We start from the raw sequence: 23,210 nt of genomic DNA on the forward strand, positions 1-23,210 counted from the left end.
GGAGGACTTCAAAATGATTTTAGAAGCAGTCATGTTGCAAGTAAAAGACGGTATGGAGACAGAGTATGAATCGATATTTAAGCAAGCATCCTCAATCATCTCTTCCATGCAAGGATACATAAATCATGAATTACAACGCTGTATGGAGCAGAAAGGAAAATATTTGCTCCTTGTGCAATGGGAAACTTTAGAAGACCACACGATAGGATTTCGTCAATCTGAACAATATCAAGAGTGGAAAGCATTATTGCATCACTTTTATGATCCATTTCCAACAGTTGAACACTTTGAGCGTGTAGAGTTATCACGAAACTGAACTTGACCGTCTATTAATACTTGAAAAGTAACTTCCAATAACGATCATTATGTAAATAAGCTGTCCATATGGACAGCTTATTATATTTTTTGCTTAGCGTGGGTTTTTTCTGAAATGCTGGCGATACCCCTATTAACTCTTCACGAGACAAGTAAACGGACCTTTATTTAATACTTAAATTATCATTCCGATTTTTACCACAAATTCTTTTTAATTGTATAGCAGGTGGGAATTTTCTGTACTTATTTCGTTTTAGCTTCCATACTTTATGTATGTAGTGCATTCTTATCAATTTTCCCCATTACTTTAACTCGTAGGGGCATTAACTTTAGAACTCTGCTAATGGATAAGCAAGTTAATAATTATACTTGAAAATGGAGTGATACGATGAATAAGACGTATGATGTCATCATTACCGGTGCTAGATGTGCCGGCTCTACCCTGGCAATTTATCTTGCTAAGGCAGGTTTCCATGTGTTGTTAGTGGACCGAGCGAATTTTCCAAGGGACACATTATCAACCCATACCTTTTTCAATAATACTGTCGCTCTTCTTCGAGAAACCGGTGTCCTGGACAAGTTATTGGAAACAAAAGCACCGCCGGTACGGGATATTAAATTTCAATTTGAGGATACCGTGATAGAAGGTCTCATCCCTGAGGTTTACGGAGAGGAAAGTTGTTATTGTATTAGAAGAACTTATCTCGATCATATTCTACTTGAACAAGCCAAATCCCAAATGAATGTAACTGTTTTAGAAGGATTTCGTGTGACGGATGTCATCCGTGATGACGAAACAGTGATAGGCGTGAAAGGTTTAGACGGCGACAACGAGAAACAAGAATTTTTAGCTCGCCTGGTAGTCGGGGCAGACGGCCGATCCTCTATTATTCGCAAGCTGGTAAAAAGTGAACTCAAAATAAGTATTCCGGCAACAGTCGGCATCTATTTCGGGTATTTCTCTGGATTTCGCCACGATAATGTCCCTAAATTTGAAGTATACAAGATAAAAGATAACACAGCCATTCTCTTTCCGACGAATGATGATTTATATGTAATTGTCGGCATTTTCCCATTAGAAAATAAGGAATTGATAGAACGGTTGAAATTAAATCCGGAAAGCTGTCTACGCAATTTCTTTACAGATAACTTTCCGAATACAACAATTGGGGCTCGCTTGAAAAATGCAGAACTAGTAGAACCGGTCAAAGGCATTCTCGGATATGATAATTACTGGTATAAAGGAATGGGAAAAGGATGGGCGTTGGTTGGAGATGCAGTTTGTTTTAAAGATCCTGGCATGGCGCAGGGTATCCATGATGCTATATGTGGAGCACGTATATTATCCAATATTCTATCAAAATATAAGGGACAATCCGATCAATCAAATCAAATGTCTGAAGAATATCAAAAGGCAATAGAAGATGAGTTTATGGTTCGGTTTCACATGGGATGCCAAATTTCGAAGAATGAACGCATATCTGAACAACAGGATGCTGTCAACAAGCTAATCAGTTCCCATCCAGAGGCTATAGAGAAGTTTTTAGGGATTTACAATTATGCAAACGAGCCCGCTGCTTTAGAAAAAGAACTCGCACGAATTATGCAATCGATCTAGCAATGATTTTAGAGATTAAGTGATTTAAGTACAAAAATAATTCACTATGAACCTCCCCCACTTACTCGCTTCCGCTTGAAGTGGGGATTTCTTAGCATCAACAAAGACAAGGTCCCATGAGAAGCGGATTTTCCATCTCCTCTCTGCACCTATGCAGGGACTCCTTTTCTTCATTTGACTAAGCAACTTCTGCACATGCAGAAGGGTGGGAACACACCGTCTAGGGGTACAGCCGAGATACGTGTAAAAACAGGTCATAGTCTTACTTTTATTTCCAAATACGACCTATTGAGCTTATAAAGGGATTATTGCTATTGTATTATTAATAAGGTTACGAGGATAAATAATTAAAGGTTAATAGGAGATGAATTTGATGAATGAAGAAATAGAAAAAAATGATGTAATGTTCGCTGGCTATCGAAGGGTTGAGCTTTTTGATGAACAATTAGATATAACTTTTCCTATGTTTGTTATGTATCCAACAAATACTCCTGAAAAATTTGAAAATATTGGACCTTATCATTTGAATGTTTCAAGTAATGCTGAACCTCGAGAAGGTGTGTTTAGATTGGTCTTAATATCTCATGGCACCGGTGGTTCACCATTAGTTTATCGAACGATTGCTCGTCACTTGGCTCGTAACGGATTTGTAGTAGGAATGCCTGAACATCCATTCAATAATCGAAACGACAATACCTTGGAAGGTACAGTAGATAATCTAACCATTAGGCCAAAGCATATTTCTATGGCAATCGATTGGTTCTTTAATAGTGAAGATTTTGCAAAAACTTTAAAACCTGATTCTGTTTCAGTCATCGGACATTCTATGGGAGGATACACAGCATTAGCAGCATCGGGAGGAGTACCAACCTCTTTCTCTTATGAGTCTTCTGATGAGAAATCTCATCTTATCAAGATTACACCTGATTACAGAATAAAATCTTTAGTTCTTTTAGCACCAGCTTCAGTTTGGTTTAAAACAAAAGGTGCTTTGGAAGACATAAACATCCCCATTTTAATGCTTGTTGGGGAGAAAGATCAACTTGCACCTTATTTTCATGCAGAAATTATATTAAATGGGATAACTGACAGTACTAAAATTCAGCATAGAATAGTTAAAAACGCGGGACATTTTTCGTTTCTTAGTCCATTTCCAAAAGAAATGACAAATGCATCTTTTCTTCCTTCACAAGATCCACATGGATTTAATCGAGAATATTTCCATCATGAGCTAAATGAAGAGATTACAGAATTCTTATTAAAGAATATACAATAACAAGGGCCGTTTCTTAAACAAACCGAGAACAGATGATGAATCTCAATGTTAATCAACAATGGGACGCGATTGTTGATTAACACCTAGATTTCTAAACGAATTTATTGTTATATTTTTTAGTGGAGTGAAGCATCTTACCTTAAGATTAAACAACTATAAGTAGAGGTATCGACAGCATTTCGAAATAAAACCACGCTAAGAGCATACAAGATTTTATACAGTTTTTCGGCTAATCCAGTAATAAACGAGAACCCGAAAACTCGCGCCACAATAGAAATGTATAAAATGATAGAAAAAAAAAAGGCGGATTCCTTGTGAGAGTAAGGGGCCGCCTTTTTTTTCTACCGATAATAGGACGTTATGTTAACTGAATATGTATAGAATATATAACAGGGATTTCAATCTTTAAATAAGAATCTAATACATATAAAAATAGAATCTATAAAATCAACATAAGGTGGGAAAATAGTGATTACTAGTAAACTAAAAGATGGCGAACAATATCTTATACTTCAGGGGATAAAACACTGGTGTAAAATTGCAGGATCTAAACATAACACAATTCCTCTAATTATTGTTCATGGTGGTCCTGGTGGCAATCATTATGTATTTGAACGAACAATAGGAGTGAAACTAGAAGAATTTTTAACAGTGATTTATTACGAACAAAGGGGATCGGGCCGTTCTCAAGCACCAAACAATGATAATGACTATTCTATAGATACTCTTGTAGAGGATTTAGAGGAATTAAAAAAAGTATTAGAAATACCAAAAATACATTTATTGGGTTATTCATTTGGTGGACAATTATGTCTAGAATATGCTTTGAAATATCCTAAATTTGTTGAAAAATTAATATTACAGGCACCGTCCATAGGAGATTATGAACGCATGTATAACATTCAATTAAACGGTTTTTCAGCAATAGCACAAGGTGAAGTTAAACAACGTATAGATACTCTATGTAATTCAAAAATATCCTTAAAAGAAAAATATAATCAAGTTTGGCAATTAGTTGATACAGACACAGTGGATAGCTTGTTGTTTATTGATCAGAAATTTGCCAAACTAAATCGTAGTTTGTGGGAAGAAAGTAGATTAATTAATACAGGAATAGTAGCAAAAACTCTTTTTGAAAATCAACCATGTATACCACTTATTGAACGTGTAGAGAATATTAAAGTTGATACATTAATCATTGTTGGAAAGCATGATCGTAATACTGGGATTGAAATTAGTAAAGAAATAGCAAACAACATTAAGAATTCTCATCTTGTTGTATTTGAACATAGTGCACATTTTCCTGATATTGAGGAAACAAATAAAGTTGTTAAAACCATTAAAAAATTTTTAATGAACTAACTTCCAATAACAGTAATTATGTAAATAAGCTGTCCATATGGACAGCTTATTATATTTTTTTGCTTAGCGTGTTTTTTTCCAAAATCCTTGCGATACCTCATTTGTCTAACTCTTCCTTATGATAATTTCTTTGTAAGTCTTTTTATTTAAATGTATAATTGTAAAAAAAGTCGGAAATTTTAGAATCGAGGTGAACAGTATGAAAAGTTTTGGTACGTTAGTAATTTTTACCGTGATTTCAGCAGGCTTTGTATATTATAGTGTCGATTCCTTTTATAATAAATTTACATCAGGGAATACATATTACTGGGTAAACGGTATCCTAGCTGCTGGATTCCTTATATCCTTAATTATCAACATAAAAGATATCATCAAAAAAAACTACACAACTTCTGAATCGAATTAAGGAGCCTATTAGGGTTCCTTTTTCTATGCAAAATAAAAAAGAAGCGGATTCGCTACTTACAATTTGTTATTTTACTGAAAGTAAACTTATACCCATTAGTTTACATTAAATTTTAAAAGGGGTATCGTCAGCATTTTGGAAAAAACCCATGCTAAACAAAAAAACTAGCCCCACAAGAGAGACTAGTTGACGTAAAATTCGTTATCAGAAATAAAATTTAACTCGAAGACAGCTAATTTTATCAGTTGTTGAATGTCTGAAAAAAATCAAACTAATGATATTGTCGAGGTCCTTTGGCAACTTCTTGCTGTGATGACTATCATAGTGACTTTTTCTCCAACAACCACTATTAGTGGCTAATTACCATAAGGACTTAGTTTTGAAATTTGCTATTTTTTAGAAAGTATGTTAATTTAATAAAGACCTATTTTTGTTCGGTTTGAGATTAAGAATAAATTTTGTTTTTCGTCTAAGGTATTTGAGCAAGGGTAGTAACATATGTGTGGGTATCCACACTAGGAGGCAATAATTATGGAACAAGGTAAAGTAAAATGGTTTAATGCAGACAAAGGTTTTGGATTCATCGAGCGTGCAGATGGAGAAGACGTATTCGTACATTTCTCAGCTATCCAAATCGACGGTTACAAATCTTTAGACGAAGGACAAAGTGTAACGTTTGAAGTAGAACAAGGACAACGTGGCCTACAAGCTACTAATGTTCAAAAAGCTTAATGTTAGTCCATGAAAGACCCTCTTGTAGGGTCTTTTTTTGATTTTGTTATAACATTCCGAATACAACTTTTTAAGGGGATTTGGGGTGCTTAACTTTTAATGAAAAAGAAGATGTTAGAAATCATAATTTTAGCATTATGGGCTTTTTCTTTTAGTTTATCTTGCAATTATATTAGGAATACCAAAAAACGGATTATATATAGTCGTAGGATTTCCAATCTTATTTGTTGGTGGACTTTTGATTGTGCATCTATTTCAAAATAAGAATGAAAATGGAAAATAACTTTGTTTGATTGTATATCTCATACACGTCTAGTTAACATAACGTCCCATTATCAGTAGCAAGGAACAGTGGAAACCGTAATCTCACCAAGGAACCTTCTTTTTTGTTCTACGGATCTATGCTTTTTTTATACACTCCTATCTTTGCGCGGTTTTAGGGTTCTTGTTTGTCTTTGGATCAACCAAAAAACTGTATTAAATCTTGTTTGATCCTAGGGGTCACTATATATGAACACTACGTATTTGACTTTCTCAATGACCAATATTACTTAACTTGGTAAAATAATATTCGGATGGGAATCCAATGTTATTTTAAAGTGGTTATCAAGTCGGAGGAAGGCACTTTAGGGTGTCTTTTTTTTAAAAAATATATAAGCGCACCATCCCTTTCCTAATAGAGGCCCCCTCATGCCTCCTTACAGGGAGAATGTGATAAGGCATTTTTTATTTACCCAATTACCGAGCTCTCACATGTTTTAAATAGTTACAATATTTGTATTGCTTCAATAACATATGATCATTCTTAAGAATGTCATTGAAATGTATCAATAGATTCTAGTGCAGCAGAATAAATTGTGCTATGATGTGAGCAAATATAAAGCTATCTAACGGAGGGATTCACATGCCGCATGTTGTGTTTCGTGGAATTACTACTGAACAATTAAAACACATAAGCAAGCCATTAGTAGAAGAGCTCGCAGAGATTTGTGAGTGTGGTACGGATAATTTTACGTTGGAACTACCAAGTTCTACGTTTGTATTCAATGGAGAAGAAATAGAAGCGTTTCCTCTTATTGAAGTGAAATGGTTCGAGCGTGGACAGGAAATTCGTGATCGATTTGCCAAGGCCATTACTACATATGTAATGGATTTTGGACTTCCAGAAGTAGAGGTTGTATTTACGGTTTTCACAGAATCAGCGTATTATATTAACGGGAAGCATTGTGCAAGTTAGAGCCATTTGAAAGATTTTTGTAACATTTATAAGGGGTAGAACCACATCGCTATCAAGCTAACTAGACAAAATACCCCCTAAAAAGAAAAAGGCGTTATTCTTTCTGAGAAATTATAGGAAAGGATAACGCCTTTATATCAATATGACGGTATCCTATATGAAGAATTAACATCGTTCCAAATGTATATATTGTGTTCATAAGCATCTAAAAGGCAAGGAGTTGAATCATGAGGATCTTACTATCTAATGTAAGCAAAATAGGAAAATGGTTTGGAAAAATAGAAGGTGAATGGGAAATACAAATAGACCACAATGGAAGGCAGAAAGTATTAAAAGAAAAGTAGCTAAAAATAGGGGGCGCATTTCATGTATAACTTACAAGAAGATATGTATGAACAATTGAAAGAGAAAAAAGGAGAAGTTACTGTATTTTTAAAGAATGGCGTTCCAGTACGTGGAAAGATTCTTGCAACAGATAAATTTACCGTCCTAATGATGGTTCATGGTAAACAACAACTAATCTATAAACAAGCAATCTCTACACTTGCTATTTAATGGGTACCGCCAGCATTTCGGAAAAAAACCACGTTAAGCAAATTTCAACACAAAATAGCCGACTTTAATCCCTTTAAGACTAAATCGGCTGTTTTATATTCAAAACTTAGTTGTTTGTAATATCAAAAGAAAATGTTTCTTTTAGTCCCTTTTTCCCGTCAGAAGTGATTTTTATTGCTCTTGTTTTAGGTAAACGTTGAACCCAATTTAGTTCTAATAGTCTTTCTAGAAGGGCATTTCCTAATGCTCCCGCAAGGTGGTGACGTCTTTCACTCCAATCTAAACATTTGTGTGTAAATGAACGACGCTTTTTCTTAACCCTTTCAAGATCAATTTGAAAATTTGTAAAGAATGACTCCCCTTTTTCAGTAACAGTAAAACCGTCCTTTTCTTCATAAATAACACCTATTTTAATTAAAGAATCTGTTAATTGTACTCCTAAATTTCCTGCAAGATGATCATAACATGTTCTTGCAAAACGCATCGCTTTATCTTCCGAAGCCTGTTTTAATGATTTAATTTCAATGGGTGGAGCTATTGATAAAAATGACTCCATAACTTGAGCAACTTCCGGATTTCGAATTCCATAATATCGATGTCTCCCCTGTTTTTCAACTATAACTACATTCGCATCGACCATTTTTGTCAAATGGAAACTAGCCGCCTGTGGTTTGATTCCTGCCATATACGCTAATTCGCTTGCAGGGTGGAATCTACCATCTAATAAGACTGTTAATATTGTTGCACGAGAAGCTTCACTCACAAGAGTAGCAATCATTGCTACATTTGGATTTGCGTTCATTTTAATTTCCCCCTAATGTAATCCATATTTCGATGATAATCGAAATGTTTATATTCTACAATAAATAGGGAAGAACATATGAATAGGAGGAGAAATAAAGATGAAAAAAATGACTCAGGTTTCAAACACAGAGACTATTAAACCTAAAATTCTATACTACGGAACTCCTGTGATTTTACTAAATTCACTAAATGAAGATGGAACAGTAAACATCAGCCCTATGTCATCATCATGGGCATTAGGAGATTGTATTATATTAGGAATTGGACTTGGTGGGAAAGCTATTGAAAATTTAGAACGACATCCTGAATGTGTAATCAATGTTCCGAGTCCTTCATTATGGGAGAATGTTGAACAATTAGCGCCCTATACAGGGAAAAATCCTGTTCCGGATTATAAGAAAAAGAATGGGTTTACATATGAAAAAGAAAAATATAATATTAGTAGATTAACACCTACTGAGTCTAAATCGGTAAAACCTACTCGAATTATGGAGTGTCCAATTCAAATTGAGGCAAGGGTGAAACATATTCGAATTCCTGATTATTCTCCTGATTTTGCAATTGTTGAGACACAAGCTATACATGTACACGCTCATAAGGAAATCATTCTTGAAGAAAATCATATTGACCCAAATAAATGGAGCCCACTTATATATAATTTCCGTCATTATTTTGGTCTTGGTAACCAGTTAGGTAAAACCTTTCGATCCGAAATATAAATAAATATATTATCTTTTAAATTGGACAATCCTTTCCTAATTAAAGTTAAATATTGTAGTAAGAAACCGAATTCCACCTGTTAAGGAATTCGGCTTCTTTATTATTTTTAATTTTGCTAAGAAGTGTTATTTCGATTTCCTTATAGCATCCAATACAACACAATTTAAATTAGCGTTAAAATGGCTCAAAAATCCTTAGCGTGGTTTTATTCCGTTTTGCGGTCTGTATCCCTTAATGGAGGAATGAAGAATAAAGATTGCTGTATCGGAATGGAAAGCATTGAAAAAAGAAACAAAGTTAAAGCTATTGCGTTATGCGATGTTAGAAAGCAAGTATAAGTAGGGGTCCCGCCAACATAACGTGAATTTCGTACGTTAAGGAATTATTAGATGCCTGTTATTTGTTTTAATTCATTTACTTATATTATTTTTTGAGCGCCCCAGTGATGGGGCCTTTTTTTATCATTTTAGCCAAGAAGACTCCTTCCTCAAGGAACGCGAAGTGAGTAGGTGGGAGATGAATTGGCTTCGGACAAGGGATGGCAGGGAGCCATCTTAATTGTTCGACATACATAAAGTATTACTTCACTATCCATCGAATGTATGTTTGGTATATAATAGTCATATACCGAAATGGAGGTGAATCAAATGATAATTAATAAAGCCTTTAAGTTTCGTATCTATCCAAATCAAGCACAAGCAATTCTAATTAATAAAACGATAGGTTGTTCTCGCTTTGTATTCAATCATTTCCTATCCCTATGGGATCACGCATATAAAGAAACTGGAAAAGGTTTAACATATGGTACATGTTCTGCCAAACTTCCTGCCATGAAGAAAGAGTTTGTTTGGCTCAAAGAAGTGGATAGTATTGCGATTCAGTCGTCTGTTCGCAACCTTGCGGATGCATATACACGATTTTTCAAAAAACAAAATAGTGCCCCGCGTTTCAAATCCAAGAAGAATAACGTACAATCTTATACCACAAAACAAACAAATGAAAATATTGCCGTTGTAGGGAACAAAATAAAGTTGCCCAAACTAGGCCTTGTTCGATTTGCCAAAAGTCGTGAAGTCGAGGGACGTATTGTAAATGCGACTGTTAGACGAAACCCTTCTGGTAGATATTTTGTGTCACTATTAGTTGAAACAGAAGTACAAGAACTTCCGAAAACACATTCTTACATTGGGATAGATGTAGGACTAAAAGATTTCGCCATTTTGTCAGATGGAACACCCTATGAAAATCCGAAGTTTTTCCGATTATTAGAAGATAAGTTGGCGAAAGCACAGCGTGTTCTTTCTAGAAGAATGAAAGGATCTTCTCGCTGGAATAAACAACTAGTAAAAGTAGCTAGAATTCATGAATACATATCAAATGCTAGAAAAGATTACTTAGACAAAATCTCAACTGAAATCATCAAAAGCCACGATGTTATCGGTATAGAGGATTTGCAAGTATCGAATATGTTAAAGAATCATAAGTTAGCAAAAGCAATTAGTGAAGTATCTTGGTCACAGTTTCGAACCATGTTGGAATACAAAGCAAAATGGTATGGCAAACAAGTCATTGTCGTATCGAAAACATTTGCTTCCAGCCAATTATGTTCTTGTTGTGGATATCAAAATAAAGACGTTAAAAATCTAAACCTACGTAAATGGGACTGTCCTTCTTGTCGTACGCACCATGATAGGGATATTAACGCAAGTATCAATATAAAGAATGAAGCAATAAGACTTCTAACCGCAAGGACTGCGGGGTTAGCCTAATCAATTAGAGTTCGATAGAATTCTTTACTTAGGAATCCCTCACTTCTAAACGAAGTGAAAGTGGGGGTAGTTCAAAATTGTGTTAAAGTAGAAACCCCTCAAGTATAAGGAGGGGTTACATAACTCGGAAAATGGTTATTAGTGTTTAATCAGATGAAGTTCAGGATATTGCTTCTGAATTTCTTCTAAATGATTTTTGTTTATTCCTTTTAAATTTTGATCGAAGAAGCTAGTTACTAGTTTATTAATGAGTGTATAATTTGCGGCTACATCTTCGTCTGGTTCGTTAATAATAGGTGAAAATGCTGCTAAATCTGTAAAACTAGTATGATTTGTTTTTGGAATTACCACTGTGTACACGCCAGGTTTTTCAATAGTTTTATTTCTTAAATAGGATATTTCCAATAATTCATTTTGGATTCCGGTTGTCTTTTGATTTTTAGCTTCTTTCATATAATGAATCGTAGCCTCAGCATTCATCAACATGAATGGTTTCTGAGGACCGTCTTTAGGCATTGGATCACCGTACAATCCGCCATCCATATCAATTGCGGCTTTAATACGCGTATCTTTTACTAACATTTGTGCGGAAGTTGCTCCGCCAAAAGAGTGACCGAACATTCCAATTTTGTCATAGTTAATTAAGTCTGCGATAGTATTAAAACTTTTATCGAAATTCCCTTCTATTACTTCGTTTAAAACAAAAGTAGTATCCTGTTCCCATTTTTGAACTATGTTATTTAAGTCAGTAGGTGTATATTCAATTGGTATAGAGTCTACACGGTTTCCGTTAGGGAAAATCGTTGTTGCTGCATATCCTGTGAAATTAAGAGCGATTACTACATAGCCTTGACTAGCTAATTCCTCTAACTGGAATGTATTTTGTTGACCATATAATCCCATCCCATGGCCGAATAAAAGGAGGGGGAATTTTTCTTTATCTTGAAGTGGCTTAGCATCTTGATAAGAATGTGTTTTTGTCAGCCCTAAATGTGTCGTTACGATATACGGAGCACCGTTTGTTACTGCCAATTGTTCAGCCAGCTCGTTTATGTTCTCAAAATAAGCAGAAGGCTTCCCTGATCCTTTTTCGGCAGGATAGTATACTTGTATCATTAACTCACGATTTTCATGATTATTTGGTACAGTGGTTTCTTTTCGATTTGTATCAATTAAATGAAAAGCTTTCGTTCCTACTGTATATTTTCCAGTAGGCTCTGGGAGTGTTATGATCGGAAAAAGTAAAGGTAATGTAAACATTGCGATAGTAGTTACGATAATTCCTAAACCTTTTAAAACTTTCATCACTAACTTTTCAGAAACGGCTGTAGTTTTTGGTTTCAAAAAAACTTGTAATGTTAAAACGAACAATAAGAAATAGGCGGGGATCATACGCCAGTTTGCACCAATTACAATGATGATGGCAAATAAGAATACATAATTAATCAGTAAAATGACTATGTTTTTTTTCGTCAAACCTCGTTCGATAAAGATGGGAGTGATGCTAGATAAAAGTAATACAGCAACAAAAATGATTTCTAACATTTTCAGCTTTTAGCTCCTTTCCTAATCATATAAACGTAGATTGATAATTTACAATCTTCTCAATTATATAACCATCTTTGATAATTGTATGCATGTAAGTAAGTTTAGAATGTTTTTACATGACATGGTAAGAAAAAGTACTCATACGAGTACTTTTTTTAAAATAAATGTAAACGTCAAGTAACCCCAAAATATACAATAAAAGTTGATGTAGAAAAAGAGCAATAAATTACCTTCTCTCTTTTTATAAAATTCACGAACTCCATTCCTGTTGGAATTTTAAATAAAAAAGATAAGATCCAGGAACACGATCTTATCTTTAGCGTAAGAGAAAAACAAGTGACAGAAACCAGCTTAATTTTTATAGTATTATATTTTTTGTTAATTTTCGATATAACAACCATATATAACATCTATATCTGTATTGAGAAATTTATTACAAAATTAGTTATAAAATGATTCAAAACTCCAAAGTAAACTTTTACCCATTAGTTTACATTCATCCCCACTAAATTATTGACTTCTCACTAATTCCCCTGATACCCTCAATTTATATAACAAAAGTATACATTAAAAATCAAGTAAACAAGTGGATTATTAGCTTAATCTAACAATTCTTACAGATACATTTGGAATACTTGCAAACTGCGAATTATAAATGTTCCCTCCTAAAGAATCAGCAGCAATTTCCAAAGTATTAACTGGATTAGGTGCTATAACAAGAAATCCTGAACTTAAGGATTGAAATGTTCCAGAAGCTATTTGCGGACTAACAACAATAGCTCCAGTAATAGTAGAACCATTAAGAAGGGCTCTAGTAGATACAAAATTACCTGTTGGAGCTTGCGATACAGTATTATATTCAACTAAATAAGTACCAGCATCTAAATTTATAACACTAGAACCAGGTGTATGTGATATTCCTGGTGTCAATATTAAATTAGTATCTAATGGTATTCCTGTACCTTGAGGGATAAGAGCTGTAGTAGTAAAATTTACTATAAAAGCATTGGTATTAGTGGCAAATGGCCCTGTTGATCCTGTTGATCCTGTTGATCCTGTTGATCCTGTTGATCCTGTTGATCCTGTTGATCCTGTTGATCCTGTTGATCCTGTTGATCCTGTTGATCCTGTTGATCCTGTTGGCCCTGTTGGCCCTGTTGGCCCTGTTGGCCCTGTTGGCCCTGTTGGCCCTGTTGGCCCTGTTGGTCCTGTTGATCCTGTTGATCCTGTTGGCCCTGTTGATCCTGTTGGCCCTGTTGGTCCTGTTGGTCCCGTTGATCCTGTTGGCCCTGTTGGTCCTGTTGGTCCTGTTGGTCCCGTTGGTCCCGTTGGTCCCGTTGATCCTGTTGGCCCTGTTGATCCTGTTGGTCCTGTTGGAAAAGTAAAAGGTGGAATAGGTGGTAATGTAGGACCAATCAAATTTGGATCTAATGCAGAAGCACTCAAATATTCATCTGGTATAAGACCTTTCCATCTTTCTTCATTTAACATAATTCACCTCCAAAAACTCTTATCATAACTAATAAATGCATCAAAAAAGCAAAATAAAATCAATAAAAAAACTTCACACCATTTTTCTCTAATAAACTAATTTCATATCTCCAATCCCTTTTTATACAATATGAAATTCATCTCCATTTTAAAACTTTTATCCCTTGCATATAGTATGTATGTCAATTAACATAACATCACTTCTCGGTAGTTCATATATCTAAAGGCATATATAATTTGAACGTAAAAAACCTTCTTAAGAATAAAAGAAAAGGCACTCGAATGAGTACCTTTTTTTACTTATCTAACCATGCTATAGGAATTTTTTTATCTTCTAATATTTCGAACTTAATTTCTCCATTTTCATAATATACCCGCTTGATAATTGGTATACTATTCATTTCATTTTCTTTTTCTTTTTCACTTTTATAATGATTTTTAGTTTCAATATGAATGATATTCATCAGACATACCTCCTTTTTATTCACAACAAAACAAAGAACATTTTTTCTCACGATTGTAAATATATTCTCATTTTTTTCTTTTATTCTTCTAATCTTTTCTTTAAAAGGATTCCAACCACATGTCCATCAAGCTAATAATTTTAACTAACCCCATTATGAAAATTTTATATCTTTGCAAATTTTATTTTTTCACAACTAAAGAACAAATAAAAAAGGTCCTTAACAATTTGTTAAGGACTGCGGAATAAAACCGCAATTTGGATTGAAATCCAATCAGTTTGTAGAAAATAAGTTGCGATTATAATAGCAATTACATTCCCAAAAGCAATGTTTCAAATGGATTTTAGCATACCTGTAACTATATTGGTATCAATAAAATATGGATTGGATTACAAATAGTGGTTTCGAATATTAAAAAAAGTTTAAAAGTTGATTACTTCTCATGAAAAAACGTTAAGAAGAACTTGTAGCGATAAATTTTATATAATAAATGAGAAGTTAACTAAGTAGACAATTGAACACGGAACTCATCATACCTCACACATTGATTTATAACTAAAATATTTTAAACAAACGTCTGTTTACATTTTTAAGAATTAATTAGTATATAGAGACTGATTTAAAGTTATTTATTTGAAATATCCAAAGGTTTTGCAATTAGACTATAAAAAAGAGTCCTATTTAAGATATTTCTATAATGAAAAAAGACACCTTGTGAAGGTGTTTTTCATCTCTTCTTATTAATCTAGGTAGAATAATATGTATAACAATAAAAGGTAGTAGGTACTCTTAGGTTGATGGCAATATGATGATTCCCATCAATGAACAAAGTAATGTAACATGGTAAAATAATATTCGGATGGGATTCCAATACATATTATTAAATATTAAAGTGGTTCAAGTCAGAGGAAGGCACCTCTGGGTGTCTTTTCTTTTGTACATTAAAAAGCCTCGCCATCCTATGGAAAGGGTACGGTCCTTATGTAAATTACTCAGTATCTTGTTTCCTACAATAATTTCTTCTTGATTGAACATCTATTGCGTCATAATCATAACAACAAAAATAACTACTGCAATTACGAGTACCGAAAAACATAGACTGATATATGCACTATTAATTAACCAATAATTGCAACTATAATAATTTTACATTACATTAAGAATTAGAAAATATTCTTATGCTAATAAAGTGCTAAATAGTAGGTGAAAAGATGGAATTTAACGATTTGGGTATTACCATTAAAGAACTTCGAATTAAAAAAAATATATCACAATCCGAATTATGTCATGGAATATGTTCACAAAGTCAAATTAGCAAGATAGAAAAGGGTATGATTTATCCATCTAGCATATTGTTATACCAATTATCAGAAAGACTTGGTATTGATCCAAATAGTATATTTGCATTAACTCAAAACAAAAAATTAAAATATATAGAAAATGTAAAATATGTAATGAGAGATTGTACAAAGCAAAAACAATATAAAGAACTTTATGAAATAGTAAAACAAGAGAAAAACCAAAATAATTTCCAATCAACAGAAGATAAACAATTTCTACTATGGCATGAAGCAATCGTTATATTTATGGTGAATAAATCAACAAAAATTGCTTTAAATCTTTTAAATCATGCATTAAAACTAACTTTAACCAATATGGATTGTTTATCAGAAAGAGAAATAGAGATTATGCAGACAATGGCTATATTTCATGGGGAAAATAAAGAATATGAAAAAAGTATTAATATATTACGAAGATGTTTAACTAATTTTAATAAGCTAGATTTTCCTAGAGATAAAGAAATTAAATTAAAAATCATTTTTAATTTAGCAAAAATTTTAGGCCATACAAATCAACATGAAGAGGCAATAAAATACAATGATATAGGTATCAAATTAGCTATTAACCTAAATACTTTATACCTATTAGGTGAACTCTACTATGGAAAGGGTTGGAATTTATTAAGATTAAAACAACATAATGAAGAAGATGTTGCTGATATCATGAAAAAAGCATTATTTATATTTGAACTAACAGAAAAAGAATATCTTATAAAAATCATTAAAGAAAACTATTTTGAAAACCAAAATAAAAAAAATCACTCATAATTTCTTAAAAACTACTTACAAAGCCCCAAAAAAATCCCTGTAGTTTTTAAAATCAGAACTATATTATTAAAATTAAAGTGGTTCAAGTCGGAGGAAGGCACCTTAGGGGGTCTTTTCTTTATACATTAAAAGGGTCTCGGTCTCGACAGCATTTCGGAAAAAGGCCATGCTAAGAGTATGCAAGATTTTATACAACTTTGCGGATAATCTAGCTTTTTCTTACTAACAATAATGAGACGTTATGTTAATTAGGTTTGGATATTGTATACATCGTCTTTTCTTCAACTAAGAGTGCAGATTCATACAATAAGAATTATTTTTTTAATTATAAAATAAGAAAAAGTGAACCTATATTACTACTGATAGAGCTATGTTATAATCAAAATAAGGGTTTTACCCTTATTCCCTTTTTATAGGAGAGTGTTTAACATGATTATCAAGTTCATTCGTTTACGTTAATTTTAAACACAATTCGTTATGCCCAACTATTTTTTTCAAAATATGTGGGTTTATTTGATTGTGTCTTTTTTTATTAACTAAATACGAATGAAATGAGGAGTTAATCATGACTGAAAAGATTATTAAAATTAATAAAATTGATATATGTACAGAGAGCTTTGGCAATTCAGCAGATCCAGCAGTCTTACTGATTATGGGAGCCATGTGTTCAATGGTTTATTGGGATGAGGAATTTTGTCAACAATTAGCTAATACGGGCCGATATGTTATTCGTTATGATAATAGAGATGTCGGACGGTCAACTACTTATAAACCCGGGAGTTCCCACTATACTGTGGTAGATATGGCTGATGATGCGATTGGAGTACTCGATGCATATCATATTGACGAAGCACATATTGTTGGAATGTCATTGGGTGGAATGATTGCTCAGATTGTAGCCTTAAGGAACCCTCAGAGAGTTCTAAGTATAACTTTGATTGGATCAGGTCTTTTTGGTTCTGAAGACAACAACCGGAATTTACCTCCAATCGATGAGAAGGTACTCACTTACCATGCTAATGCGGCCAAACTAAATTGGTCAGATGAAGAATCTGTTGCAAATTACTTGGTTACAGGATCAGCTTTACTCTGTGGTTCAAATCATAAATTCGATGAGAAGAGGGTTTATAAGCAGGTAGAAAAAGAAATAAAACGAGCAAATAACCTACTCAGTATGTTTAATCACTCCCTTCTTAAAGGTGATGATTCTTATGAGGGGAAGTTAAAAGAAATCAATATACCTACTTTGGTTATCCATGGTACAGAGGATATAGTGCTTCCATACGAGCATGGTCTTGCTCTTGTTAATGAAATTCCCCATGCTTTGTTACTAACCCTAGAAGGATCGGGTCACGAGATTCACTGTGACGATTGGAATCATATAATCAACGCTATTTCGAATCATACTTGAGTCCTATAATCATTATAGGACTCATATAAAACAAAAAAGATTTGGAACTGTTACTCAGTTAAAGAATATTAATGCTCAGTGATTGATATTTCTTTCCTATAACGAGAATTATGTAAATGAGCTGTCCATATAGGCAGCTTATTGTATTTTTTGCTTAGCGTGTTTTTCTTCAAATATGCTGGCGGTACCCAAACATTACTTTAAAATAATATTCGGATGGGAGTCCAATACATATTATTAAAATTAAGATGGTTCAAGTCGCAGGAAGACACCTTATGGTGTCTTTTTTTGTTCCTAATATACACTTTTCCGTAATATTTTTAATATTTACTACCGCCTGGTTTCTTTTTATGTGTATTTATGGTTAAGCGCTACAAGTCTTAACATTGCCCCTTTTTATTTTCTTTCGGCAAAATAGTTGAAACTGGGTACAGCCTAGATACATGTAATTTAAGGTTATGGTCTGTATTTTATTTCCATTATCAGATTTCAGTGTAATAAAAAGCTGTTTTACTAGGATAGCACCACATCGCTATCAAGCTAAAAAGGACGGGTTACCTCAAAATAATAAAAACGAGCATAATACACAAAATTTTCGTTTTGGGGTATTTCAAAATCTTAAGTTGATGGGCATGTGGTGGGACCCCAAGAATGTATAAAAAGATGAATAGGGTTATAGAAAAAGAAAAAGGCGAATCTCCACTTTCAAGGGGGATTCGCCTTTTTCTTGCTACCGATAAAAGGACGTTATGTTAACCTCGCATGAGTACCCTATTCATGCAAATTTGCACAAAATTGTCTTTGCTGATGGTACAATCAAAATCATGGAGGGATATTATGTTAATTTTTTATGTAATACCATTTTTTATTATATCAGGTACTTCAATATCTTTATTTTTCATGTCTGTTTCACCAAAAATTAAGGCTAAAAATCTATCATTGATAATGATCTGTTTAGCGATAAATCTACTCACAATTCCAATTTCTTGTTTGGTAGGTTCGTTTGTTTCTTATACAAATGAGGCGTCAACAGAATTTACATATAATAATCCACTTTATTTTTGGAAAGGATTTTTCTTTATTCAAATAATACCGCTTTTCGTGCTATTTGTGGCTTTAATATGGTGGTTTATCCGTAAGGGTAAAGAAAAAATCGACACATAGAATTTTAAAATGACTTCCGCATAGCGTAGGCTATTTAGCAAAATGCTGGCGGTTCCACTACTAGTATTCTTGCATTTAAATTATTTTTAATATATTATATTTATATGGTTATATAGAGATGGATGTATACAAAAAGATTTTACCAAAATGTAATATAACTTATGCTTGTCTTTTTAATATGTATCTAGTAAAAGTACATTTTTTATCAATACAATTATGTTTTCAATATAAATGGAAGCTTATTTACTTTCAATGATAGGAGTTACTGGTTCTAGAACATAGAGGAACAAGGCACCATACAGAGTAATCTGACGAATCTAAGAAGTATTGTATGCAGTTTGTTCATCTCAAGTACAACAAGAGAGCCTTACCTCTCTAGGCAAGACTCCACTAGTGTAGTCGTATAATTTTTACATATCAAATAAGAAACAGAAAACATATAACACCAAGTAGAAGAACCCTACCATTCCGCCTACAGCTAATACCTGTTTAACCCAACTCTTAAATTTTAGATTACTATAAATCTCTTGTACTCTTTCCATATTTCCTCCTATTAAAAAGAACCCTTAAAAACTCTCACTTCGCTATGGTAACATTAAAGAATGACTAATAGAGGTATAATTTTTGTCTAAACGTATAAATATGCAATATTGCATACAGAAATGTATTGTTACAAATGTAAACGCTTACTATAATAAGAGTATAAAGATTAATCACATCCTAGTACTAACAAAAGAGGAGGAAATAATATGGAAATCGCAATGGCAGTTTTAAAATTTATCGGTGGAGCAATCCCATTAGTTCAAGAACTTCTAAAAGCATTTATGTAAATTCAATATTTAGCAATTATTTATAAAAATTATAATACAAGTGATCTGTATATCAAAGATGAATTGATATACAGATTATTTGTGTGAGTAAAGTTCCTTTAACACTATTAATATGCAATATTACATATAAAAATGTATTGATAGAATTGTAAGCGCTTACTATAATGAGAGTATAAAGATAAATCACATCTTAGCAACAACAAAAGGGGCGGAAATAATATGATAATTTTAAAATTTATAGGTGGAGTACTCCCATTAATTCAAGAACTTTTAAAAGCATTTATGTAAGTTCAATATTTAGCAATTATTTATAAATAATTATTATACCTTAATACGAAAAAAGGAAGAAGTTGATTTTTATGAAGACTACAAGAAATACAAAAGGAAAAAAATTACTAGCAAGTTTATTAATCAGCTTTTGCACTATTAATTATTCATCTATTTCATTAGCGGAAACACCTAAAAGTAATTCAACTAATGCACCCAAACAAGCTATTGGCATTGATACTGGCATAGCAAATTTAAAGTATGATAGTAGAGATATTTTAGCAGTAAATGGGGATAAAGTAGAGAGTTTTGTTCCGAAAGAAAGTACAAATTCAAATGGTAAATTTGTAGTAGTGGAACGTGAGAAAAAATCACTTACAACTTCACCTGTGGATATTTCAATTATTGATTCTGTGGCTAATCGTACGTATCCAGGAGCAGTACAACTTGCAAATAAAGCTTTTGCCGATAATCAACCTAGTTTATTAGTGGCTAAGAGAAAACCTTTAAATATTAGTATAGACTTACCTGGAATGAGAAAAGAAAATACGATATCTGTCCAAAATCCGACATATGGTAATGTGTCTGGAGCGGTAGATGATTTAGTATCTACTTGGAATGAGAAGTATGCATCAACACATTCGTTACCTGCAAGAATGCAGTATACAGAATCTATGGTGTATAGTAAATCACAAATCGCAAGTGCTCTTAATGTTAACGCTAAATATCTTGATAACAGCCTAAACATTGACTTTAATGCCGTTGCAAATGGAGAGAAAAAAGTGATGGTTGCGGCATATAAGCAAATATTTTATACCGTAAGTGCTGAACTACCTAACAATCCATCTGATCTTTTTGATAACAGTGTTACGTTTGATGAGTTGACTCGTAAAGGGGTAAGTAATACGGCTCCGCCTGTTATGGTGTCAAATGTAGCCTATGGTAGAACCGTTTATGTAAAATTAGAAACATCATCTAAAAGTAAAGATGTACAATCTGCTTTTAAAGCTCTAATTAAGGGTCAAGGCGTTGAAGCGAGTGGACAGTACAAAGATATTTTTGAGGAAAGTACCTTTACCGCTGTAGTATTAGGCGGAGATGCAAAAGAGCATAATAAAGTTGTTACAAAAGATTTTAATGAAATCCGAAATATTATTAAAGATAATGCAGAATTAAGTTCTAAAAATCCAGCATACCCAATTTCATATACAAGCACTTTCTTAAAAGATAACGCAACTGCTGCTGTTCATAACAATACAGATTATATTGAGACTACAACTACAGAATATTCAAGTGCGAAAATGACGCTTGATCATTACGGTGCATATGTTGCTCAATTTGATGTATCTTGGGATGAATTCTCATATGATCAAAATGGGAAAGAAGTATTAACACATAAAACTTGGGAAGGAAACAACCAAGATAAAACGGCTCATTACTCTACAGTAATACCACTTCCACCGAATTCCAAAAATGTAAAAGTCGTAGCGAGAGAATGTACAGGTCTTGCATGGGAATGGTGGAGAACAATTATTAATGAACAAAATATTCCATTAACAAATGAAATAAAAGTTTCAATTGGAGGAACAACTTTATACCCAACTGCTAATATTAGTCATTAGTAGAAGTGAAGCACCCTGTTTACAGGGTGCTTTTTTACTTGGTCACAAGTATATCGGGATTTTTTGCAAATATAGCATACTCATCAGATAGCGATGGAGTATAGACTCATTTAGTAAACTTTGCAACAGAACCACTAGTTTTATTTTTTTAGAGATTTGCAAGAATTTTGTTATATTCAAGTTAGCGTTTTTTTGACACTCTCACGGCTAAAGCTACAAGCTGACTAACGTCAGTGGGATTCTTGCTACCAAATGCGAAGTCTATTTCTAGTATCGCTGACGTGCAAGATTGTGGTGTGCCACCACCCCTCCCACAACAGACTATATAGGTTTGTGGGCTACAGTACTGTGACCATACCGTACAAATTGTTGGTTCTCATATGATTTTAAGTCTTTTGCAAGACTATGAAATGTTTATAGTTTTGTTATCTGAATTTTCTGTCCCATTTTAAATGTTTATATCAATGTAATAGCATGTGATAATAGATATGTTTGTTTAGTAACACCTAGTTAATGTAGGAATAAAATTTACTTTTTATTACTTGTTCCACTTGTGGGTTTTTCCGAAATGCTGACCGTAACCCTATAAAGAACGTTCGATTTGTGCTCTCTTCATATACTATTTTAGAAAGGGATATTATGATGAAAAAAAGTAGCATAAAAATAAGCATATCAATTTTAATACCTATTTTATTAATCATATGTTTTATTAATGTTAAATACAGAATCCTATTAACTGCATTATTTGGAGCTTCGATTATTTCAACAACATTTCTTTGTGCAATTGGATTTATCTTAGCTGTTTTATCATATACAGAAAATAAAAATATTTGGGCGAAAATCGGAATAATGTTAAACGTGTTAGTATTTTTTATTCCTCTTATTTGGATTATAGGGGGTAATGGGTAGTTTAGATTTAGGGGTACCAGTTTATCACTATCAAAACAAGAAAAGCGAATACTCCAAAACGAAAAAATGAGCTTTTTACTTACCAGTTAGCACAAAATTTCGTTTTGGGAGCACTGTAAAATTTCACGCACCATATGTTTAATATATTTTATATAAATAAGTACACGTCAAATCTTACTTTAATCGCTAATATTGACTAAGATAAATCTTATAACAAAAAGGCTATGTATTATGAGTTTCATAAGTCGAAAAACAAAGATTGTATCGTCCTCTTTTGGCTAGTTGGTCTAATTTCTCCCGCATTTTCCTGGAAATATAAATTGATTTTGAACTACCCCCACTTTCACTTCGTTTAGAAGTGGGGGATTCCTAGGTAAAGAGTTCTATCGAACTCTAATTGATTAGGCTAACCCCGCAGTCCTTGCGGTTAGAAGCCTTATCGCTTCATTCTTTAGATTGATACTTGCGTTAATATCCCTATCATGGTGTGCATGGCAAGAAGGGCAATCCCATTTACGTAGGTTCAGATTTTTAACGTCTTTGTTTTGATATCCACAACAAGAACATAATTGGCTGGAAGCAAATGTTTTCGATACGACAAT

The 23,210-nt window shown here is 33.2% G+C and carries 21 protein-coding genes and 1 pseudogene; 16 read left to right on the forward strand and 6 right to left on the reverse strand.

All coding sequences use genetic code 11. The annotated features are described in order from the left end of the window. Window positions 1-13 precede the first annotated feature (13 nt). The 8 genes from DPQ31_RS27765 (at window position 14) to hfq (ending at window position 7,501) form a co-directional block, all read left to right on the forward strand. Window positions 14-316, forward strand: a complete 303-nt coding sequence (locus DPQ31_RS27765) for an antibiotic biosynthesis monooxygenase family protein (RefSeq protein ID WP_098712068.1) — start codon at window positions 14-16, stop codon at window positions 314-316. Window positions 317-703: 387 nt separating this feature from the next. Next, the gene (locus DPQ31_RS27770) at window positions 704-1,933 is read left to right on the forward strand and encodes an NAD(P)/FAD-dependent oxidoreductase (RefSeq protein WP_001044754.1); all 1,230 of its coding nucleotides are present in this window, start codon (window positions 704-706) and stop codon (window positions 1,931-1,933) included. Between the two features lie 373 nt (window positions 1,934-2,306). Then, window positions 2,307-3,209, forward strand: coding sequence for an alpha/beta hydrolase family protein (locus tag DPQ31_RS27775; protein ID WP_141506616.1), 903 nt, complete (start codon window positions 2,307-2,309; stop codon window positions 3,207-3,209). Window positions 3,210-3,677: 468 nt separating this feature from the next. Beyond that, window positions 3,678-4,571 carry an alpha/beta fold hydrolase gene (locus tag DPQ31_RS27780; protein ID WP_098712074.1) on the forward strand — a complete coding sequence of 298 codons (894 nt, stop codon included), beginning with the start codon at window positions 3,678-3,680 and terminating at the stop codon, window positions 4,569-4,571. A 199-nt stretch (window positions 4,572-4,770) separates the two neighbouring features. After that, a complete protein-coding gene (locus DPQ31_RS27785) occupies window positions 4,771-4,977 on the forward strand; it encodes a hypothetical protein (protein ID WP_208731313.1) in 207 nt (68 codons plus the stop codon). A 531-nt stretch (window positions 4,978-5,508) separates the two neighbouring features. Next, window positions 5,509-5,709 (forward strand): cold-shock protein, encoded by a 201-nt coding sequence (locus DPQ31_RS27790; protein WP_000434814.1) that lies wholly within the window; start codon window positions 5,509-5,511, stop codon window positions 5,707-5,709. Window positions 5,710-6,613: 904 nt separating this feature from the next. Further along, entirely contained in the window at window positions 6,614-6,946 is a 333-nt protein-coding gene (locus DPQ31_RS27795; protein ID WP_001120954.1) for a DUF1904 family protein, read from the forward strand. 366 nt (window positions 6,947-7,312) lie between these two features. After that, a complete protein-coding gene (gene hfq, locus DPQ31_RS27800) occupies window positions 7,313-7,501 on the forward strand; it encodes an RNA chaperone Hfq (protein ID WP_000282532.1) in 189 nt (62 codons plus the stop codon). Window positions 7,502-7,607: 106 nt separating this feature from the next. On the opposite strand, the gene DPQ31_RS27805 is transcribed toward hfq, so the two are convergent. Beyond that, window positions 7,608-8,303 carry an ArsR/SmtB family transcription factor gene (locus DPQ31_RS27805; protein WP_208731314.1) on the reverse strand — a complete coding sequence of 232 codons (696 nt, stop codon included), beginning with the start codon at window positions 8,301-8,303 and terminating at the stop codon, window positions 7,608-7,610. Window positions 8,304-8,403: 100 nt separating this feature from the next. Between DPQ31_RS27805 and DPQ31_RS27810 the strand changes: the two genes are divergently transcribed. Beyond that, window positions 8,404-9,024 (forward strand): flavin reductase family protein, encoded by a 621-nt coding sequence (locus DPQ31_RS27810; protein WP_208731315.1) that lies wholly within the window; start codon window positions 8,404-8,406, stop codon window positions 9,022-9,024. A 648-nt stretch (window positions 9,025-9,672) separates the two neighbouring features. After that, window positions 9,673-10,794, forward strand: a complete 1,122-nt coding sequence (gene tnpB / locus DPQ31_RS27815; protein WP_208731316.1) for an IS200/IS605 family element RNA-guided endonuclease TnpB — start codon at window positions 9,673-9,675, stop codon at window positions 10,792-10,794. A gap of 138 nt (window positions 10,795-10,932) precedes the next feature. Here tnpB and DPQ31_RS27820 read toward each other — a convergent pair whose 3' ends face one another. The 3 genes from DPQ31_RS27820 to DPQ31_RS27835 all read right to left on the reverse strand — a co-directional run bounded on the left by DPQ31_RS27820 (window position 10,933) and on the right by DPQ31_RS27835 (window position 14,297). Then, window positions 10,933-12,339, reverse strand: a complete 1,407-nt coding sequence (locus tag DPQ31_RS27820) for an alpha/beta hydrolase family protein (protein ID WP_208731317.1) — start codon at window positions 12,337-12,339, stop codon at window positions 10,933-10,935. A gap of 597 nt (window positions 12,340-12,936) precedes the next feature. Continuing rightward, on the reverse strand, window positions 12,937-13,833 hold the full coding sequence (locus DPQ31_RS29910) for an exosporium leader peptide-containing protein (protein WP_395933115.1): 897 nt from the start codon (window positions 13,831-13,833) through the stop codon (window positions 12,937-12,939). Window positions 13,834-14,129: 296 nt separating this feature from the next. Next, window positions 14,130-14,297 carry a hypothetical protein gene (locus DPQ31_RS27835; RefSeq protein ID WP_208731318.1) on the reverse strand — a complete coding sequence of 56 codons (168 nt, stop codon included), beginning with the start codon at window positions 14,295-14,297 and terminating at the stop codon, window positions 14,130-14,132. A 1,211-nt stretch (window positions 14,298-15,508) separates the two neighbouring features. Here DPQ31_RS27835 and DPQ31_RS27840 point away from each other — a divergent pair. The 3 genes from DPQ31_RS27840 (at window position 15,509) to DPQ31_RS29505 (ending at window position 18,980) form a co-directional block, all read left to right on the forward strand. Then, complete coding sequence (locus DPQ31_RS27840) at window positions 15,509-16,405, forward strand: helix-turn-helix domain-containing protein (RefSeq protein ID WP_098855060.1); 897 nt, start codon at window positions 15,509-15,511, stop codon at window positions 16,403-16,405. A gap of 565 nt (window positions 16,406-16,970) precedes the next feature. Then, complete coding sequence (locus DPQ31_RS27845; RefSeq protein ID WP_208731319.1) at window positions 16,971-17,816, forward strand: alpha/beta fold macrolide esterase; 846 nt, start codon at window positions 16,971-16,973, stop codon at window positions 17,814-17,816. 837 nt (window positions 17,817-18,653) lie between these two features. Next, window positions 18,654-18,980, forward strand: coding sequence for a hypothetical protein (locus DPQ31_RS29505; RefSeq protein WP_261797481.1), 327 nt, complete (start codon window positions 18,654-18,656; stop codon window positions 18,978-18,980). A 410-nt stretch (window positions 18,981-19,390) separates the two neighbouring features. On the opposite strand, the gene DPQ31_RS29510 is transcribed toward DPQ31_RS29505, so the two are convergent. Next, window positions 19,391-19,522: a hypothetical protein gene (locus DPQ31_RS29510; RefSeq protein WP_000442772.1), complete on the reverse strand. Its 132-nt coding sequence runs from the start codon at window positions 19,520-19,522 to the stop codon at window positions 19,391-19,393. Window positions 19,523-19,622: 100 nt separating this feature from the next. On the opposite strand from DPQ31_RS29510, the pseudogene DPQ31_RS29515 reads away from it, so the two are divergent. The 3 genes and pseudogenes from DPQ31_RS29515 (at window position 19,623) to DPQ31_RS29520 (ending at window position 22,608) form a co-directional block, all read left to right on the forward strand. Continuing rightward, window positions 19,623-19,810 (forward strand): annotated as a pseudogene (locus DPQ31_RS29515) (hypothetical protein). Between the two features lie 359 nt (window positions 19,811-20,169). Then, window positions 20,170-21,699: a thiol-activated cytolysin family protein gene (locus tag DPQ31_RS27850; RefSeq protein WP_222615856.1), complete on the forward strand. Its 1,530-nt coding sequence runs from the start codon at window positions 20,170-20,172 to the stop codon at window positions 21,697-21,699. A gap of 639 nt (window positions 21,700-22,338) precedes the next feature. After that, window positions 22,339-22,608 carry an amino acid carrier protein gene (locus tag DPQ31_RS29520; protein ID WP_242476028.1) on the forward strand — a complete coding sequence of 90 codons (270 nt, stop codon included), beginning with the start codon at window positions 22,339-22,341 and terminating at the stop codon, window positions 22,606-22,608. Between the two features lie 401 nt (window positions 22,609-23,009). Here DPQ31_RS29520 and DPQ31_RS27855 read toward each other — a convergent pair. Beyond that, the coding region (locus tag DPQ31_RS27855; RefSeq protein ID WP_208731321.1) for a zinc ribbon domain-containing protein at window positions 23,010-23,210 on the reverse strand (201 nt) is incomplete at its 5' end.

Origin of the sequence: Bacillus sp. COPE52, assembly GCF_003355115.1 — a bacterium.
Classification (GTDB): domain Bacteria; phylum Bacillota; class Bacilli; order Bacillales; family Bacillaceae_G; genus Bacillus_A; species Bacillus_A toyonensis.

What these genes read in the sequence shown, in the direction of transcription:
- DPQ31_RS27850 (WP_222615856.1), top strand. Translation starts at nt 20,170, where the DNA reads ATGAAGACTACAAGAAATACAAAAGGAAAAAAATTACTAGCAAGTTTA.
- DPQ31_RS27805 (WP_208731314.1), bottom strand. Translation starts at nt 8,303, where the DNA reads ATGAACGCAAATCCAAATGTAGCAATGATTGCTACTCTTGTGAGTGAA.
- DPQ31_RS29910 (WP_395933115.1), bottom strand. Translation starts at nt 13,833, where the DNA reads ATGTTAAATGAAGAAAGATGGAAAGGTCTTATACCAGATGAATATTTG.
- DPQ31_RS27845 (WP_208731319.1), top strand. Translation starts at nt 16,971, where the DNA reads ATGACTGAAAAGATTATTAAAATTAATAAAATTGATATATGTACAGAG.
- DPQ31_RS29510 (WP_000442772.1), bottom strand. Translation starts at nt 19,522, where the DNA reads ATGGAAAGAGTACAAGAGATTTATAGTAATCTAAAATTTAAGAGTTGG.
- DPQ31_RS29505 (WP_261797481.1), top strand. Translation starts at nt 18,654, where the DNA reads ATGTTAATTTTTTATGTAATACCATTTTTTATTATATCAGGTACTTCA.
- DPQ31_RS27765 (WP_098712068.1), top strand. Translation starts at nt 14, where the DNA reads ATGATTTTAGAAGCAGTCATGTTGCAAGTAAAAGACGGTATGGAGACA.
- hfq (WP_000282532.1), top strand. Translation starts at nt 7,313, where the DNA reads ATGTATAACTTACAAGAAGATATGTATGAACAATTGAAAGAGAAAAAA.
- DPQ31_RS27795 (WP_001120954.1), top strand. Translation starts at nt 6,614, where the DNA reads ATGCCGCATGTTGTGTTTCGTGGAATTACTACTGAACAATTAAAACAC.
- DPQ31_RS27820 (WP_208731317.1), bottom strand. Translation starts at nt 12,339, where the DNA reads ATGTTAGAAATCATTTTTGTTGCTGTATTACTTTTATCTAGCATCACT.
- DPQ31_RS27840 (WP_098855060.1), top strand. Translation starts at nt 15,509, where the DNA reads ATGGAATTTAACGATTTGGGTATTACCATTAAAGAACTTCGAATTAAA.
- DPQ31_RS27785 (WP_208731313.1), top strand. Translation starts at nt 4,771, where the DNA reads ATGAAAAGTTTTGGTACGTTAGTAATTTTTACCGTGATTTCAGCAGGC.
- DPQ31_RS27790 (WP_000434814.1), top strand. Translation starts at nt 5,509, where the DNA reads ATGGAACAAGGTAAAGTAAAATGGTTTAATGCAGACAAAGGTTTTGGA.
- DPQ31_RS27835 (WP_208731318.1), bottom strand. Translation starts at nt 14,297, where the DNA reads ATGAATATCATTCATATTGAAACTAAAAATCATTATAAAAGTGAAAAA.
- DPQ31_RS27770 (WP_001044754.1), top strand. Translation starts at nt 704, where the DNA reads ATGAATAAGACGTATGATGTCATCATTACCGGTGCTAGATGTGCCGGC.
- tnpB (WP_208731316.1), top strand. Translation starts at nt 9,673, where the DNA reads ATGATAATTAATAAAGCCTTTAAGTTTCGTATCTATCCAAATCAAGCA.
- DPQ31_RS29520 (WP_242476028.1), top strand. Translation starts at nt 22,339, where the DNA reads ATGATGAAAAAAAGTAGCATAAAAATAAGCATATCAATTTTAATACCT.
- DPQ31_RS27810 (WP_208731315.1), top strand. Translation starts at nt 8,404, where the DNA reads ATGAAAAAAATGACTCAGGTTTCAAACACAGAGACTATTAAACCTAAA.
- DPQ31_RS27775 (WP_141506616.1), top strand. Translation starts at nt 2,307, where the DNA reads ATGAATGAAGAAATAGAAAAAAATGATGTAATGTTCGCTGGCTATCGA.